The 15,055-nt window shown below is 61.8% G+C and carries 13 protein-coding genes; 5 read left to right on the top strand and 8 right to left on the bottom strand.

The annotated features are described in order from the left end of the window. Window positions 1-45 precede the first annotated feature (45 nt). From OK351_RS05120 to OK351_RS05110, 3 genes are all read left to right on the top strand, one after another. The gene (locus OK351_RS05120) at window positions 46-2,829 is read left to right on the top strand and encodes a DEAD/DEAH box helicase (protein WP_265156441.1); all 2,784 of its coding nucleotides are present in this window, start codon (window positions 46-48) and stop codon (window positions 2,827-2,829) included. 37 nt (window positions 2,830-2,866) lie between these two features. Beyond that, window positions 2,867-4,465: an amidohydrolase gene (locus tag OK351_RS05115; protein ID WP_265156439.1), complete on the top strand. Its 1,599-nt coding sequence runs from the start codon at window positions 2,867-2,869 to the stop codon at window positions 4,463-4,465. Between the two features lie 372 nt (window positions 4,466-4,837). After that, a complete protein-coding gene (locus OK351_RS05110; protein ID WP_265156437.1) occupies window positions 4,838-5,569 on the top strand; it encodes a polyprenol monophosphomannose synthase in 732 nt (243 codons plus the stop codon). A 99-nt stretch (window positions 5,570-5,668) separates the two neighbouring features. Here the strand turns inward: OK351_RS05110 and OK351_RS05105 are convergent, their stop codons facing one another. The 6 genes from OK351_RS05105 to zapE form a co-directional block, all read right to left on the bottom strand. Further along, window positions 5,669-6,016: an RNA polymerase-binding protein RbpA gene (locus OK351_RS05105; protein ID WP_265156435.1), complete on the bottom strand. Its 348-nt coding sequence runs from the start codon at window positions 6,014-6,016 to the stop codon at window positions 5,669-5,671. A gap of 169 nt (window positions 6,017-6,185) precedes the next feature. Continuing rightward, entirely contained in the window at window positions 6,186-7,115 is a 930-nt protein-coding gene (locus OK351_RS05100) for an SPFH domain-containing protein (protein WP_265156433.1), read from the bottom strand. A gap of 51 nt (window positions 7,116-7,166) precedes the next feature. Next, window positions 7,167-7,637 carry an NfeD family protein gene (locus OK351_RS05095; RefSeq protein WP_265156432.1) on the bottom strand — a complete coding sequence of 157 codons (471 nt, stop codon included), beginning with the start codon at window positions 7,635-7,637 and terminating at the stop codon, window positions 7,167-7,169. Between the two features lie 116 nt (window positions 7,638-7,753). Beyond that, window positions 7,754-8,587: a putative RNA methyltransferase gene (locus OK351_RS05090; protein ID WP_265156430.1), complete on the bottom strand. Its 834-nt coding sequence runs from the start codon at window positions 8,585-8,587 to the stop codon at window positions 7,754-7,756. Continuing rightward, window positions 8,587-9,228, bottom strand: a complete 642-nt coding sequence (locus OK351_RS05085) for a peptide deformylase (RefSeq protein ID WP_265156428.1) — start codon at window positions 9,226-9,228, stop codon at window positions 8,587-8,589. Before OK351_RS05085 ends, OK351_RS05090 begins: the two co-directional genes overlap by 1 nt. A gap of 15 nt (window positions 9,229-9,243) precedes the next feature. Further along, window positions 9,244-10,296, bottom strand: a complete 1,053-nt coding sequence (zapE, locus tag OK351_RS05080) for a cell division protein ZapE (protein ID WP_265156426.1) — start codon at window positions 10,294-10,296, stop codon at window positions 9,244-9,246. A 315-nt stretch (window positions 10,297-10,611) separates the two neighbouring features. Here zapE and OK351_RS05075 point away from each other — a divergent pair, with 315 nt between their 5' ends. Further along, a complete protein-coding gene (locus OK351_RS05075) occupies window positions 10,612-10,962 on the top strand; it encodes an ArsR/SmtB family transcription factor (protein ID WP_265156424.1) in 351 nt (116 codons plus the stop codon). Window positions 10,963-11,750: 788 nt separating this feature from the next. Here OK351_RS05075 and OK351_RS05070 read toward each other — a convergent pair. Continuing rightward, entirely contained in the window at window positions 11,751-12,521 is a 771-nt protein-coding gene (locus OK351_RS05070) for a VOC family protein (RefSeq protein WP_265156422.1), read from the bottom strand. A 336-nt stretch (window positions 12,522-12,857) separates the two neighbouring features. On the opposite strand from OK351_RS05070, the gene OK351_RS05065 reads away from it, so the two are divergent. Beyond that, complete coding sequence (locus OK351_RS05065; protein WP_265156420.1) at window positions 12,858-13,457, top strand: class I SAM-dependent DNA methyltransferase; 600 nt, start codon at window positions 12,858-12,860, stop codon at window positions 13,455-13,457. 358 nt (window positions 13,458-13,815) lie between these two features. On the opposite strand, the gene OK351_RS05060 is transcribed toward OK351_RS05065, so the two are convergent. Next, window positions 13,816-14,931, bottom strand: a complete 1,116-nt coding sequence (locus OK351_RS05060) for a DNA alkylation repair protein (RefSeq protein WP_265156418.1) — start codon at window positions 14,929-14,931, stop codon at window positions 13,816-13,818. Window positions 14,932-15,055 lie beyond the last annotated feature (124 nt).

Here is a 15,055-nt window from a genome sequence, read left to right as displayed (position 1 = left end):
CCCTCCGGCAACCGACACCCCAACCCAAGGAGACTGCGACACAAAGTGAGCACCCCGGCGGAACGCTACCAGCAGGCCAAGGCGCGAACGGTGGAACGCGGAACCGTCCTGCCCGACTTCAGAGCCAGCATCGGATTCGAGCTTGATCCCTTCCAGGAGCAGGCCTGCCAGTCGGTGGCGCAAGGCCACGGGGTGCTGGTGGCCGCTCCCACCGGCGCCGGGAAGACCGTTGTTGGTGAATTCGCGATCTTCCAGGCCCTGGCCGAGGGCCGCAAGGCCTTCTACACCACGCCGATCAAGGCGCTGAGCAACCAGAAGTACTCCGATCTGGTCAAGGCCCACGGGGCCAAGAAGGTCGGGCTGCTCACCGGGGACACCTCCATCAACTCCGAAGCACAGATCGTCGTGATGACCACCGAGGTCCTGCGCAATATGCTCTACGCCGACTCGCAGACCCTGGACGGGTTGGGCTATGTGGTGATGGACGAGGTGCACTACCTGGCCGACAAGTTCCGCGGTGCGGTCTGGGAGGAAGTGATCCTGCATCTGCCGCAGAACGTGCAGATCATCTCGCTGTCGGCCACCGTGTCCAATGCCGAGGAGTTCGGCGGGTGGCTGGACACCGTGCGCGGGAACACCGACATCATTGTCTCCGAGCACCGTCCGATTCCGTTGTTCCAGCACGTGCTGGTGGGCAACCGGATGCTGGACCTGTTCGCCGAGGACCTGTCCTTTGACGAAAGCGCCGGCCAGGAGGGTGCCAAGGCGGTGGTTAATCCCGAACTGCGCAAACTCACCAGGTCCTTCCGTCCCGGTGGGCGCAACCTGCGCGGCCGCGGACCCAGGGACCGTGGGCGGGAGAACCGTCCGGATGCCAGCCGTGCCACCCGTTCGCAGACCATCATCTCGCTGGATCGGGCCGGGTTGCTGCCGGCGATCTTCTTCATCTTCTCGCGCAAGGGCTGCGATATGGCGGTCCACCAATGCGCGATGGGCGACCTGCGGCTGACCACCGAAGCCGAAGCGGCGCAGATCGCCGAGGTGCTCGACGAGGTCGCCTACCGGATCCCGTCCGACGACCTGGAAGTGCTGGAATTCTGGTCCTGGCGCGATGCGCTGATGCGCGGTTATGCCGCACACCATGCCGGGTTGTTGCCGATCTTCAAGGAGATCGTCGAGGAGCTGTTCACCCGGGGCCTGCTGAAGGTGGTTTTTGCCACCGAGACCCTGGCCCTGGGCATCAACATGCCCGCCCGCAGCGTCGTGCTGGAGAAACTGGTCAAGTTCAACGGCGAATCCCATGTGCAGATCACCGCGGGGGAGTACACCCAGCTGACCGGGCGCGCCGGCCGGCGTGGCATCGACGTGGAAGGCCACTCCATCGTGGTGTGGACCCCGGAAGTTGAACCCGAGTCCCTGGCCGGTCTGGCCTCGAAACGGACCTACCCGCTGAACTCCAGCTTCCGCCCCACCTACAACATGTCCACCAACCTGTTGGCCCAATTCGGCCGGGAACAGACACGCCAGATCCTGGAATCCTCCTTCGCCCAGTACCAGGCGGACCGTTCGGTGGTCGGCCTGGCCCGCCAGGTCCGCTCACGCGAGGACTCCCTGGCCGGATACCAGAAGTCCATGGAATGCCATCTGGGGGACTTCGGCGAATACGTGGCCCTGCGCCGCAAGCTGACCACGGCGGAAAAGAACGCCTCGAAGAACCGGCAGCATGAGCGCCGGTCGGCGGCCGAGCAATCGATGCAGTCGGTGATCCGCGGCGACGTGGTGGATCTGCCGGGTAGCCGGACCTTCGGCAGGGCGGTCATCGTGGAAGTGGATCCCTCGCTCTACGGGCCGCGGCACACCATCCTGACCGAGGAAGGCCGCCTGAAGCGGTTGTCCGTCGCGGATTTACGCGGTCCGTTGCAGATCGTTTCGCGGATCAAGGTTCCCAAGTCCTTCAGTGGCAAGTCACCCAAGGAACGCCGCGACCTGGCCTCCTCGCTGCGCAACGCCATCCATGAACACCGTCCGCCGCGTAAGGACGCCTCCAGCTTCGACTTCACCGGGGCCGACGACTTCGAGCGCGAGGTCGAATCCCTGCGCACCGCCTTGGCCAACCACCCGTGCCATCACTGTTCGGACCGCGAAACCCATGCACGTTGGGCCGAACGCTATTGGAAGCTGAAGAAGGAAACCGACCGGCTGCGCCGCCAGATCTCCGGGCGCACCAACACCATTGCCAAGCAGTTCGACAAGGTCTTCTCGGTCCTGGAACACTTCGGATACCTAAGCCAGGACCAGGGCGACGGGGAATTGGTGATCACCGATTCCGGGCGCCGGTTACGCCGCATCTACGGGGAGAAGGACCTGCTCACCAGCCGGATCCTGGAAGCCGGTGCGCTCCAGGGGCTGAACGCCGAGGAGCTGTGCGCCGTGGTCGCCGCCCTCGTGTACCAGAGCCGCAGGGACTACGATCGCGCCGACCCGAAGATGCCCACCGAACGGATCACCACGGTCTGGGACGACCTGGTCCGCGCCTGGGCCGAACTGTCCGACGTGGAGGAGACCAAGGGCATCGAACCCACCGACCCGCCGGAGTCCGGATTGATCTGGCCCATGTACAAATGGTCCCGCGGGGCATCGCTGAACACCTGCCTGCGCGGGTCGGATTTGGCCCCGGGAGACTTCGTGCGCTGGGCCAAACAGGTCATCGACACCCTGGACCAGCTGGCCAAGAACTCCGAGCTGCCCCCACGCCTGGTCAAGAACGCCCGCAAGGCGGTTGACCTGGTCAAGCGCGGTGTCGTCGCGTATTCGAATGTATTGGACTAGTACCGGGTACACGGTGCGAACTGAGGACAGGAAGAACATGGCTCTCACGCTATACCGCAACGGATCGATCTATTCCCCGGCCGATCCCTTCGCCACCGCGATGCTCGTTGACGGGAACACCGTCGCCTGGCTCGGGGGCGAGGAAGCCGCCGAGCGCCAGGGGCAACGCGCCGAGACGGTCATCGACCTGCAGGGTGCGCTGGTCACCCCGGCCTTTGTCGACTCGCATACCCATCTGGCCGCGCTCGGCGCGGTGCTTGCCGGTGCCGACCTGTCCTGCACCGCCAGCGCCGCCGACCTGCTGCAGGCCGTCCGCGAGGCGGCAACGGCCGGCTCCCGGCAGGTGACCGGGCACGGGTGGGATGAATCCGGTTGGTCCGATCCGACGCTGCCCACGGCCGTTGAGCTGGAACAGGCCGGCGCCGGACAGGGTGTCTACCTGGCCCGTGTTGACAAGCACAGTGCCCTGGTCAACCAGCGGCTCCTGCAGGAGCTGGGACTGCACGGGATCACTGCCGGGCTGGTATCCGGCCAGGAGCATGAGCGGATCTGCCGGGCCCTGGTCCAGGACCCGGCCAGGGTGGCCGCCGACCAACGCAGGGCCCTGGAACACTACGCCTCCCGCGGCTTCGCCGTCGTGGTGGAGATGGCCGCCGAGCACCACGGAGGCCGCGCGGGCCTGGAACAGCTGCTGGCCCACGCGGATCCGGCGCTGCCCGAGGTCTACGCCTATTGGGGCGAAGCGGTTCAGGGTGCCGAACAGGCCAGGGAACTGGTCGCCGGGTTCAACTCCAGCAGGTTGCTGGGCCTGGGCGGCGACCTGTTGGTTGACGGCTCGCTGGGCAGCCGGACCGCGGCACTACGCGAACCCTATGCCGATGAACCGTCCAGCCGCGGCACCCTGTACCTGGACGCGCGGCAGATCGCCGCCCACCTTCTGGCATGTACCGCAGCCGGGATCCAGGCAGGATTCCACGTCATCGGGGATGCGGGGCTCGATGAGGTGCTCGCCGGCTTCGACCTGGCCGCCGAACAGGTGGGTGTGCCGGCGCTGCAGGGCGGACGCCATCGACTCGAACACGTGGAGATGGTGGATGAAGCCAACCGCGAACGGCTGCTGGCCTATTCCATCACCGCCTCCATGCAACCACGCTTCGACGAATACTGGGGCGGCGAGCACGGGATGTACCAGGCCCGGCTGGGGGAGCGCGCCGGGATGATGAACAACCTGGCGGCCATGCTCTCGGCCGGTGTGCCGGTGGTCTTCGGCTCCGATGCGCCGGTCACCGCGGTTGATGGCTGGGCCGTGGTGCGTTCGGCCATGGCGCTGAACAATGTGTCCGGACGGATCTCCGCCCGCGCCGCCTTTATCGCGCAGAACCGTTCGGCCTACCGCTCCATTGGGATGATGAACCCCTATGCGGGACAGCTGGTGATCGGTGCCCCGGCCACCTTCGCCATCTGGAGCGCCTCGGAATTGGCCGTGCAGACACCGGATAGCCGTATCTCCTCGTGGTCCACCGACGCCCGGGCCGGAACCCCGCTGCTGCCGGTGGTGGACGAGGAAATCCCGCAGTGCCTGCGGACCGTACGTGAGGGCGTGACGCTGTTCGACGCACTGTCCGTCAGCGCTTAGCCATGAGCGAAACAAAGCCCAACCGCAACTTGCGATTTTTCCCGAATTGTAGACTGACATGGGAAAAATTTGTGTATCTTGTGGTCACGTTGCGGTTGACACAACCCGTGGGTAGGGGGCTAGGCTGGTGATCAGCGCCACGTCGTGGAGCCCGGGTTCTCCGGCTTCGCGCGACGCAGCATAACTGGTTAATCCCCGGAGACATTAGATAACATCACGCGTCGGTTGAGGTGTGATAGGGCCGAAGTCACCGGGGATTAGCTGTGTCCAATCAGGGTTCACCCAATCCCGGGTGCCTATAATTTGTGTTTGGACTAGATTCTCGGGCCAACGAGCCTTGGGAAGTAGTGAACACTTCGAGAAAGGTGTCGCGTGCGCGTCATTACGATCATCCCCACGTATAACGAGCTGGAATCACTGCCATTGACAGTGGGGCGGCTGCGTCAGGCAGTTCCGGAGGTTGACGTACTGATCGCCGATGACAATTCCCCGGACGGTACCGGTCAACTGGCGGATAAGCTGGCCGCGGAGGATTCGCAGATCCATGTCATGCACCGCAAGGGCAAGGAAGGGCTGGGTGCGGCCTACATCGCCGGGTTCCGCTGGGCCCTGGAACGCGACTACGACGTGATCGTGGAAATGGATGCCGACGGTTCGCATATGCCCGAGCAGCTGCCTCGCCTGCTCGAAGCCAGCGCAGCCGGTGCGGACCTGGTGATCGGTTCGCGGTGGGTCAAGGGCGGGGAAGTGGTGAATTGGCCGGTGAGCCGCAAGCTGATTTCCCGCGGTGGCAGTTTCTACTCCCGGACCCTGCTGGGCCTGTCTCTGAAGGACATCACCGCCGGTTACCGCGCCTTCAAACGCGAGACCCTGGAAGCCATAGATTTCGATGCCATCGAATCACGCGGCTACGGTTTCCAAGTTGACATGACTTTCCGTGTGGCACGGCTAGGCAAGAAGATCGTGGAGGTTCCGGTGACCTTCGTTGAGCGTGAACTGGGCGTATCCAAGATGAGCGGGAATATCGTGGTGGAAGCCATGCTGAACGTGACCCGCTGGGGGCTTGGGGCCCGCTGGGAGAAGCTGACCTCCAGAAGGCGCTAGCCGGCACGGCCGAATGGGCCAAAAGAACAAGGCACTGGCCTGATCATCATGGATGATCAGGCCAGTGCCTTGTATGAGTTAAGGGCGGAAGCCTTGGCCCTAGACCGCTTCACCGCGCGAGGCGCGCAACTGGGTCAGACGGTCGGAGAGGATCTTTTCCAATTCCTCTTCCGAGCGGCGCTCCAGGAGCATGTCCCAGTGGGTACGCACCGGCTTCTCATTGCTCGGCTCTTCTTCCTTGGCTTCGCCGTGGACGAGCTTGGCTTCCTTGCCGGTCTTGGTCAGCCAGATGGCTGGAATTTCGGCCTCGGCGGCGAAGACCACGAAGACCCGCTCGCCATCCTCGCACTGGTACTCCACACGCTGACGTGCAGCCGGCTCGACGCCTGCCTCAGATTCCATGCTCTGTGCGCCCAGGCGCATGCCTCGTAGGCTGCGATCGCTCATGTTACTCCTTACGAGATACTTCGAATACGCTACATGGTTCAACGGCTGGTGCGGTCAAAAGATTCCCGTCCGACCTGATCCGCGCCCAAAGTAACCATTATACGCACCTGCGGCGGGACCCGTAGACCGGGCCCCGCCGCAGGCCACCGCAATCATCGCGGTGCTTTGCTCACACCTGGTGCTGTGGAGGTTCGCTGTCGCCGGACTTGTGCGAATCGGCGACACCACCGAATGCGCCGCCGATGCCCTTCAAAGCCTCGGTCAACTCGCTGGGGATAACCCACAGGGTGTTGGACGTGCCCTCGGCCAGCTTCGGGAGGGTCTGCAGGTACTGGTAGGCCAGCAGCTTATCGTCCGGGCGTCCGGAATGGATCGCGTCGAAGACCTTCTGGATCGCCTGGGATTCACCGTCGGCACGCAGGATAGCCGCCTGGGCATCACCTTCGGCCTCCAGGATCGAGGCCTGGCGGGCACCTTCGGCGGTCAGGATCGAGGACTGCTTGGTGCCCTCGGCGGTCAGGATCGCGGCGCGGCGGTCACGTTCGGCACGCATCTGCTTCTCCATCGAATCCTGGATCGACAGCGGCGGCTCGATCGCCTTCAACTCAACGCGCGAGACACGGATACCCCACTTGCCAGTGGCCTCGTCCAGCACACCACGCAGCTGGCCATTGATCTGGTCGCGGCTGGTCAGCGCCTCTTCCAGGTTCAGGCCACCGACGACGTTACGCAAGGTGGTGGTCGTCAGCTGCTCGACAGCCTGGATGTAGTTGGCGATCTCATAGGTGGCTGCACGTGGCTCGGTCACCTGGAAGTAGACCACGGTGTCAATGGACACCACCAGGTTGTCTTCGGTAATCACCGGCTGCGGCGGGAAGGAGACGACCTGTTCACGCAGATCAAGCAGCGGAAGCAGGCGGTCAACAAAGGGGATGAGGATAGTCAGACCGGGGTTCAGGGTCCGGTTGTACTTGCCCAGGCGCTCGACAATGCCGGCACGTGCCTGCGGAACGATGCGCACGCTGCGCAGCAGCACCACGATCACGAAGACCGCCAGCACCACCAGTACGATGATCAGCCCAAGTGAATTGGACTCCATGGGTACTCACTTTCTTAGTGCGTTGTTCGGATGAAAACTACTGGCCGAACCCTAGTGGTTCGGCTCGGCATTCAGCTTCAGGTAGGCGGTGGCCCCGTCGATGCGACTGACCACGGCATAGGTTCCGGGATCCATGGTCGGCTGGTTGGCATCGGTGCGGGCAGTCCAGACCTCTCCGGCGATCTTTGCGCGACCCGAAACCCGCGATACCGGCTCGAGAACCAAGGCATCCTTGCCGATCAGGCGTTCGATATTCGTCCGGAAACCAACCGGCGAACGCCGCAGATGTCTCATGGCAATCGGCCTGACCAGGAAAATCATGGTCAGCGATACCAGACCGAACACCACTACCTGCAACCAGCCCGGACCGTCGGCCAGGGCTACCGACAGGCCGCCGAGGGTTCCAACACCGAGCATGATGAAGTACAGATCCAAAGAGAGCATCTCAATGATCGCTAGCAACAGGAACGCCGCAAGCCAGATGACCCAGGCGTTATCCAGAACCCATTCCGCTGTACTCAATGCCTTTACCTTCACTCACGAGTTTGACCAGCCCCATTATCTGGCCAGCTTTCTTCCATTCTGCCGTACTTGGCTGTGGATGTCGGTAGTCACTTAGGGGGATATTTGGATTCTGCCTAAGCGAATGAATAAATGCCGAAGGCCGCCGTGACCTGCTGGGGGCCCAGTTCGCGAACGGTGTGGCGTAATCGGTCGGGATCCAGGTGATGACCGGCCGGTCCCATGAAGGCCAGGTTGAACAGATCTTCGGTATCCAGCTGCATGGGATAGCGCAGTTCCCTCGAACCGGTCAGCTCCAGTCCGGTGTCGGCGAACCGGGAGACCAGCTGGGATTCCTTATCCTGGCCGATGCCCAGCATTCCCAAGGGGGAACGCACCTGTTCCAGATGCTCCGGTAGGGCCGTGACCACCAGGCACACCCCGCCCGGGGCCAGGACCCTGCGGAATTCGTCGGCATTATGTGGTGCGAAGCAGTTGAGCACCACATCGCGTGAGGCATCCGCGGTAGGCAACCTCCGCCATACGTCCCACACCACGGCCGTGGTGCGCCGAACCTTCGCTGCACGACGCATGGCGTAGCGGGAAATATCCAGAGCGAGTGCCTCGGTGTCGTTGCCGGCCAGCGCATCGATCAGCACACCGAGGTAGTAGCCGGTGCCTGCTCCGGCATCCAGGATCCTGTACGGTGTGGCGGTGGCCTCGGTGGCAGCCAGGGTGATGGCCGTGGCCAGCGGGCGGTAATGGTGGCGGGCCTGGAAGGCATCCCGGGCCGCAACCATGCCGGCGCTGTCCTCGGTGAAGTTTGTGCCCTTGCCGGTAAGGAAGTTGAAGTAGCCTTGCTTGGCGGCATCAAAACGGTGCCCGTCGGGACAGGCCAGCGAATTACGTCGCGCAGGGTCACGGTCCAGGAACTGCTGGCAATGTGGGCACAGGATGGAGGTTGAGGTCATCAGAATCCCAGTGTGTTGCGTGCTTGGTCCAGGTCGAACCCCGGATAGCGGATGGCTTCGGACTGGGAGACCAATGAGCGGGTCTCTGCCTTGTCGATATAGACGCAGCCTGCCAGGTGGTCGATCTCGTGTTGCACGATACGGGCCTGCCACCCGGTGAAATCCCGCGTGATCTGTGTGCCGGCACGGTCCTGATAGGTTGCCATGACCATTGTGGGGCGGGTGACCACGGCTTGGAACCCCGCAAAGGACAGGCATCCTTCGTAGAAGGCGGCCTGCGCCGCCCCATGTGGGGTATAGCCGGGGTTGATGAACTCCAGGTATTCCAACGGCTGGCGGTCGCGTTCAGTGGCTGACTGTTCACTGATTTCGTACTGGTCCTCCAACACCGCCAGGGCCAGGGGCACGCCAATCTGGACGGCGGCCAGGCCGACGCCGGGTGCCGCGTGCATGGTGGCGCGCATGACCTCAAACAGCCGATCAAGCATGGATGGATCCAGCTGTCCGGTGTAGGCCAGCGCGGGTTGGCGCAGTGCCGGATGTCCCAACTGCACGATCGGTGCGACCTGATCGGGGGCCTGTTCGAGAATGCCGTCGACCAGTGCAGTGATCTCTGCCGGGCCCATTGTGTTGTAGTCCATGTTTCCTTGGAGTCCTCAGGTTCGAATAGGGGAGTGTCGCATCAATTCGGCGAGCCGTGAGGTCAGCCGCTGCCTCTCGGTGCCGGGCAGGTCCTTGCCCAGGGAGCCAAGATCATCCGAGCAGTAGAGATCCAACCGGATATCCCGGTCGTAGAGCACATCCACCAGGTTCGCGAAACGGCGCTGTTCGTCGGTGGGCATGCTGTCGCCGGCCGGAATTCCCTCGATGATCCAATGCCCGAACTTTTCGGCCATTTCAATGTAATCCCGGGTGTTGCGCCTGGTGCGGCATAACAACTCGAAACCGATGCGGAGCTGTCCGGACCACAGATATACCGGTGCCAGCGTATCGTATCCGATCTGCAGCGAAGTCGGTGGCGCGGAAGGCGTTGGGGGAGTAGCCGCGGTGTAGAGGCTACCTGCCCGGTAGCCAGTGCGTTGCCGAGTCCCCTGGTCCAGTGTCCGGTAGTCGACGCCGTGATCCAATTCGACAACGTGGAAACTGGACCGGATTTTCGCGATTGTCGGTTCAATCAGGTGGTGGAAGTACGGGTCGGCAAGTAAGCCTTCGGGTTCGTAGTTCGAGGTGGTGAGCAGGGTGATGCCGTGCTCCTGGCAGAAGTTGACCAGGCGCGCCATGAACATGGCGTCCCCGGGCTCAACGCAATGGAACTCGTCGAAACACAGCACCGTGATACCTTCCAGCTTGATTGTCAATCCGCGCAGGAAGATCGACCCCATCGAACCGGAGGGTGCCTGTCCGGATGCCTGGTGGATGGAGTGGAAGAAGTCATGAAAATGGTACCGCGCGGCCGTGCGCTGATCGAGGGTGGCAAAAATGGCATCAACGATCATTGACTTGCCACGCCCCGGTGGCCCGTAGATATAGCACCCGGCATATCCGCTGGATGCGGTGCCCGGTGCCAGGCAGCGAGCCAGTGCCTCTACCAGGTTGCGTTGGGTTGCATCGAGGTCAATTCCCCGCGATTTCAGATCGTGGATGATCCGATGGCTACGTTTCACCGGGTGATTCCGGCTTAACAGCAGACGGGGAACCAAGGTTTTCATGCCCCAAGTCTGCCAGTGAAGTAGGGGCCAACAAATTCGATTGATCGGATGCTACCGATCACCGCAAGGCGCAAAATACCGGAATGAAATCGGATCAAATGGAAAAATACCATGTCAGCATGGAATTTGTTGTCAAAATACGGAATTATCGCAGGGGAGTGGCGTCAAGGAGTTCACACCTAAAGCACTGTTGATTCCACCCAACCCCTCGCAAAACCAGCCGTCGATGCCCATAATGGGTACACCAAAGGGCAAGCGGCCTTCGGCATCGTGTCGAATGGAACAGGCAAACCTCGCGGAGGGAAGGTGAATGTCATGACGGATCATGCGGTGCGGCCATCTCGGGATGAAATCATTTCCAACGAGCAGCTTGAGATGTCGATGACCATATTGAAGACTTTGGCGGATCCGGCGCGGCTGCAGATGCTATCGGCGCTGTCGAAGTCCGACCATTCACTTTCCGAACTGTCCCAGTTTGTTGGTGTTAGTCCGTCGGTGGCCAGCCAGCTACTTGCGCCCTTGCGGGCCAAGGAAGTCTTGCAGTCCCGCAAGGATGGCCGTCACGTCATCTACTCGATGAGTGATGAGCGACTCAAGGAGTTCATTGCCCAGACGCTGGACTTCGCTGCCTATCGGCTGGCCGCCAGGGATCCGGGCAACGAGTAGATCATGGTCGGATTCCGTGGTCTACCCAACCACATAAGAAAAGCCGATAATCTACATTATGTAAAGTAATGGTTTTCCGGGACTTCCCCAGTAGGCTTCTGCCTCCGGGGTTTGGTGCGCCGTATCGCCTGACAGGTGATGTGTATCGTGCGTTTAGGGTGTTTCCACGGGCCGCGCCATGGCGGTGTCCGAAACCGACAACCCGGACGCTCCACTCCAGCTAGTGAACCAGGAAGCAGACCTCGGCTTCACGGGCGGGTATGCTCCTGGGCACAGAACCAGGATGGGTGTTCCTTGCCGTGGGCTCAATTGGCGTATTCGGATGACTGGGTGCAGCAGTGCTTCTCGCCGCAATGTGGTAGAGCGCACGCACCGAGCAGCGCTGGGTCGGAAGCTATCCATCCCCCGGTTGTCGCTCTTGAGGCGGTGCCACAAGCGGCGGAGGATTAATCTCCTGCATCTGTAGGTGGTATGGGTGTCCGAGTCAGCAGTCATCAAAGTACGACCAGGGAACAGTCATGGTGCAAGAAATTGGTATGTCACTCCCCTAGCGGTTTTGTAGAAGCCGTTCGGCTCAGTGATCCGAGGCCCGGAAATGCCGGTTTTCCCAGTAGCTGGATTCTTCGAAGGTTGCAACTGCAAGGTCGTTTCCTGCATCCTGGTGAGGCCCTGGCGGTGGGATCTGACCTGGGTGCCTTACCGGATGTGATGTAGATCTTGCATAGTTAGGATGCCCATGAAGGCATCGTATGGGGCGTGCTTAGCCGGGAGCTTCGTGGATGCCCCAGTTAGCGTCCCGTGGGAAGGTCGAGTTCATTGACCTCATCCAAGGCTGTCATCACCGGACCCTTTTCCTTCGGGGTGAGCTCCGGTAACGCGGCTATTCTCCTGACCTCCGCCGCAGCCGCTTGGGCACCGTCGAAGTCTTTCCCGCGAACGTGCAACTCGGCAAGATAGGCCCAGGCGGCGGCAAGATCCGCGACCGATGAATCGACCTGCCGAGCTAGGGCGCCGGCCAGAATCCTTTGAGCCTGCCTCACATCTCCATGGGAGTCGGCAATCACGATGGCGTTTTCCACGGCACGGGCAAGTGCACCCCCACCGGAACTGACCCACTCAGTCCGGTCGTCAACAGCCTTGGGTTGCTGCTCCTGGCGAGGCCGGCGCGACACTCTGATCCAGTTTCCCGCCGGGTCGATGAGGCTGAAACCACTGAGCCCGGCATTATTTGCACGTTTGCGCGCACGCCTCAGTCGGGGTGTACCGCTCAGCGGCACCTTTCCGTAGAGGGAGCGCAAGCCGTCCGTGAACAACTGGTGGATCGGCGACGTATCCGTCACCACAATCAAGCACGTCGAGTGATTCTCGCTCGGCTCCAACCCGGGCAGCGCATAGTAATGAAGTACCAGTGCATTGCGCTCCATGGCGAGGTATGGATTGGGGCGAAGCTGCCGGTACGTCGTGTGAAGCCCCAAAGCTGTCCAGAACCGCTGCATCTCTTCGATGTCCGTGCACGGAAGCATCGGCACCATCGTCACATCCTGGGTCACATCAGACATGTATCGATCATAGTTGGCCGACTTCCTTGGGCTTTGGTGCTTTCAGGGTTGAATGTGCGGTGTTCCAGATGGAGACGACGGCCGCACGAGCGGGCTCGAGGAAGCCGCGACACTGCGCGTGACCATCCACTAGCCACGCGACAGCAATACCGCCGCAGCGGTGTGCCTACCGACGGTCATAGTCGCTCCACGACCTGTCCCGAGCCGGTTTTCCAGATCGGCATGAACCATGCGGGAAAGACCGTACCCAGGTTCCCAACGAGAGACGGTGGCCCAGCTGACACCCGCCGCACATGAGGTCGAAGAGGGGCCACGCGCGAGCACTATCATGATGAAGTGAGCGATCATCATGTACGTATGGCCTACGGAAGTCGAGCTGCTGAATATATCTCACTCCTGGGCAACCAGGAGCAGATGCACCACCAGGACCGCCGGCTCATCCTAGGCTGGGGTGAACAAGTCGCTGGCCCCGTGATCGATGCCGGTTGCGGTCCCGGGCATTGGACGGAGCTACTTCGACAGCAGGGATTGGACATTACCGGGATCGATATCGTTGCCGAATTTGTAGCCAGTGCGAACCGACGCTTTCCTGAGACCACCTATCGTCTGTCATCGCTACGTTCGCTTGGTGTCCCGGACGGAAGCCTGGCAGGGGTGCTCGCGTGGTACTCCCTCATTCACATTCATCCCTCGGACATGCCCTTGGTCATCGCCGAGTTTGCACGTGCCATCAAGACCGGCGGTCGGGTGCTGCTCGGGTTTTTCGAGGGAGACTCACCAAGGTCATTCGATCATGCCGTGATCACCGGATTCTATTGGCCGATCGAGGAGATGAAGCGACTGCTCGAGCAGGCCGGATTCCAGGTCGAGGGCATTGATCGTCGCCATGACCCAGGATCAAGATCCCACGCGGCGATTTCCTGCATCTTGCGTTAGAAAGGCCTTGGGCCGTTAGCCAACCGAAGCAGCTGGATCATCCACCGCGTGAATCGGACCGGTAAGCCGCGAAGGAATCCCTTCGGGGCCTGGTCACGGCGAATATCAGCAAGACGAGCCCTCCGCCGATAAGGACCCATCCAAGGAGCCCCAACGTCGTTGTAGAGACAACCACGACCCCGGCAACGATCAACACCAAGGATATCGACAGGTAAAGCAGGGCACTTTTGGTCAGCGTCATGACGCCTATCTTATGGGAGTGTCCGGAAGCTTCGGATCGTTGGCCGGAAACTGGATGCGGTGAGTAGGTTCCAGCTACTCCCCCAGCACGTCAGAACGGACATCGTGCAACGTGCAGCTATTTCTCATGGGTCACTCCACTCAGTCGGAAAGGGACGGGCTGGGTCTGGAGGCCGTTAACTTGGAGCGCCACGGCATGGACGCCGTTGTAGTAGCGGCGGGTGGTGATCTCACGGAACTTGTGCTCGCGGGACACCTGTATTTCCTGGCCGGGTGCCAAGGTCCTGGACGTGAGTTTGAAGGTCTTCGGCGATTGCGTTCCGTTGGCGCGTAGATGGTAAAGCACGTAGTCCAGGGCGATGCGGGCCGTCTCCATCCCGTCATTGCGGATCCGTGCGGAAAAACCCAAGGTTCCCGGGAAAGTGACGTCAACGGAGAGTACCTCAAAATCTTCGACCACGAGATCGGTCCCCGAATAGCCCAGAAGGGCCAGTGCCTGGGCATTACCCTGTTTGACCAGGGTCCGCAGTCCGTGGCGGAGCACCCACGCTGTGGATTCTCCGGGCGCTTCCGACCACCGGGCCGCGGCCTGAAGCACCGCTTCCGGTGCATGCCGACTCAGATCATTCAGGTGGTTGGCCACAGAGCGGCGTACGTATTCCGATTCATCGTTGTACAGGGCGTCCAGGATGGGCAACGTGTGCTCTGGACGAGTGGTCAGTTCCGGTACACGCAGCGCCCAAGGCAAGTACGGACGGGTACCCTCGCTGGCCAAGCGGCGGATATGCGGATCGGGTGAACCTGCCCAAGCGTGTGCCGTGGACAAGACCCTAGGCAGGTCGGCGCGCAGGAGAATCCGGAGCGCGAATTCCGAGCTCAGCCGGGAAGTCAAGGAGGCGAGCAGATCCAGGGCTCCGTCAAGTGCCTGCGGTGAAGCCTCGCTGGCGGCCCGTTTGGCCAAGGCGACAGACACCGGCCAAACCATCCAGCCATCCAGCTGCGGTGTCTGGTCACGGGCGGTGGAAACGAGTCCCGCCAGGGCGTCGAACTCCCCCGGGACATCGGCAATAAGCGCATCGGCCAGGGCATCCACGCGTTCGCGTAGTGCTTGGCCGGTCAGTCCCCCGCAGGCATTCTCCAAGGTCGTGAACCGCACGGCTGGGGCTGCGGCACGCAATGACTCCAATAAGCGCAACGCCACCTGGTCCCCGAGAAGTTCGTCCGCTGTTGGCATCTGCGTTGTCCTGTTCCATGGCTGGGTCATAGCTTTGGCAACATGAGACTACCGGAGGATCTGCCGATCGTTGCCAATTTTCTGGCTGCATCAGGTGGGTTGTCCGTCGGCGTATGACCTGCGC

Source organism: Glutamicibacter sp. MNS18 (genome assembly GCF_026107515.2).
Taxonomy (GTDB): Bacteria; Actinomycetota; Actinomycetes; order Actinomycetales; family Micrococcaceae; genus Glutamicibacter.
Note: the sequence above shows the minus strand (reverse complement) of the source record. Positions and strands in the feature narration are given on the sequence as shown.

Bases quoted from the DNA above. Each gene is read 5' to 3' on its own strand.
- OK351_RS05100 (WP_265156433.1), bottom strand. From the start codon at position 7,115: ATGGAGTCCAATTCACTTGGGCTGATCATCGTACTGGTGGTGCTGGCG.
- OK351_RS05090 (WP_265156430.1), bottom strand. From the start codon at position 8,587: ATGACCTCAACCTCCATCCTGTGCCCACATTGCCAGCAGTTCCTGGAC.
- OK351_RS05075 (WP_265156424.1), top strand. From the start codon at position 10,612: ATGACGGATCATGCGGTGCGGCCATCTCGGGATGAAATCATTTCCAAC.
- OK351_RS05060 (WP_265156418.1), bottom strand. From the start codon at position 14,931: ATGCCAACAGCGGACGAACTTCTCGGGGACCAGGTGGCGTTGCGCTTA.
- zapE (WP_265156426.1), bottom strand. From the start codon at position 10,296: ATGAAAACCTTGGTTCCCCGTCTGCTGTTAAGCCGGAATCACCCGGTG.
- OK351_RS05105 (WP_265156435.1), bottom strand. From the start codon at position 6,016: ATGAGCGATCGCAGCCTACGAGGCATGCGCCTGGGCGCACAGAGCATG.
- OK351_RS05115 (WP_265156439.1), top strand. From the start codon at position 2,867: ATGGCTCTCACGCTATACCGCAACGGATCGATCTATTCCCCGGCCGAT.
- OK351_RS05070 (WP_265156422.1), bottom strand. From the start codon at position 12,521: ATGTCTGATGTGACCCAGGATGTGACGATGGTGCCGATGCTTCCGTGC.
- OK351_RS05085 (WP_265156428.1), bottom strand. From the start codon at position 9,228: ATGGACTACAACACAATGGGCCCGGCAGAGATCACTGCACTGGTCGAC.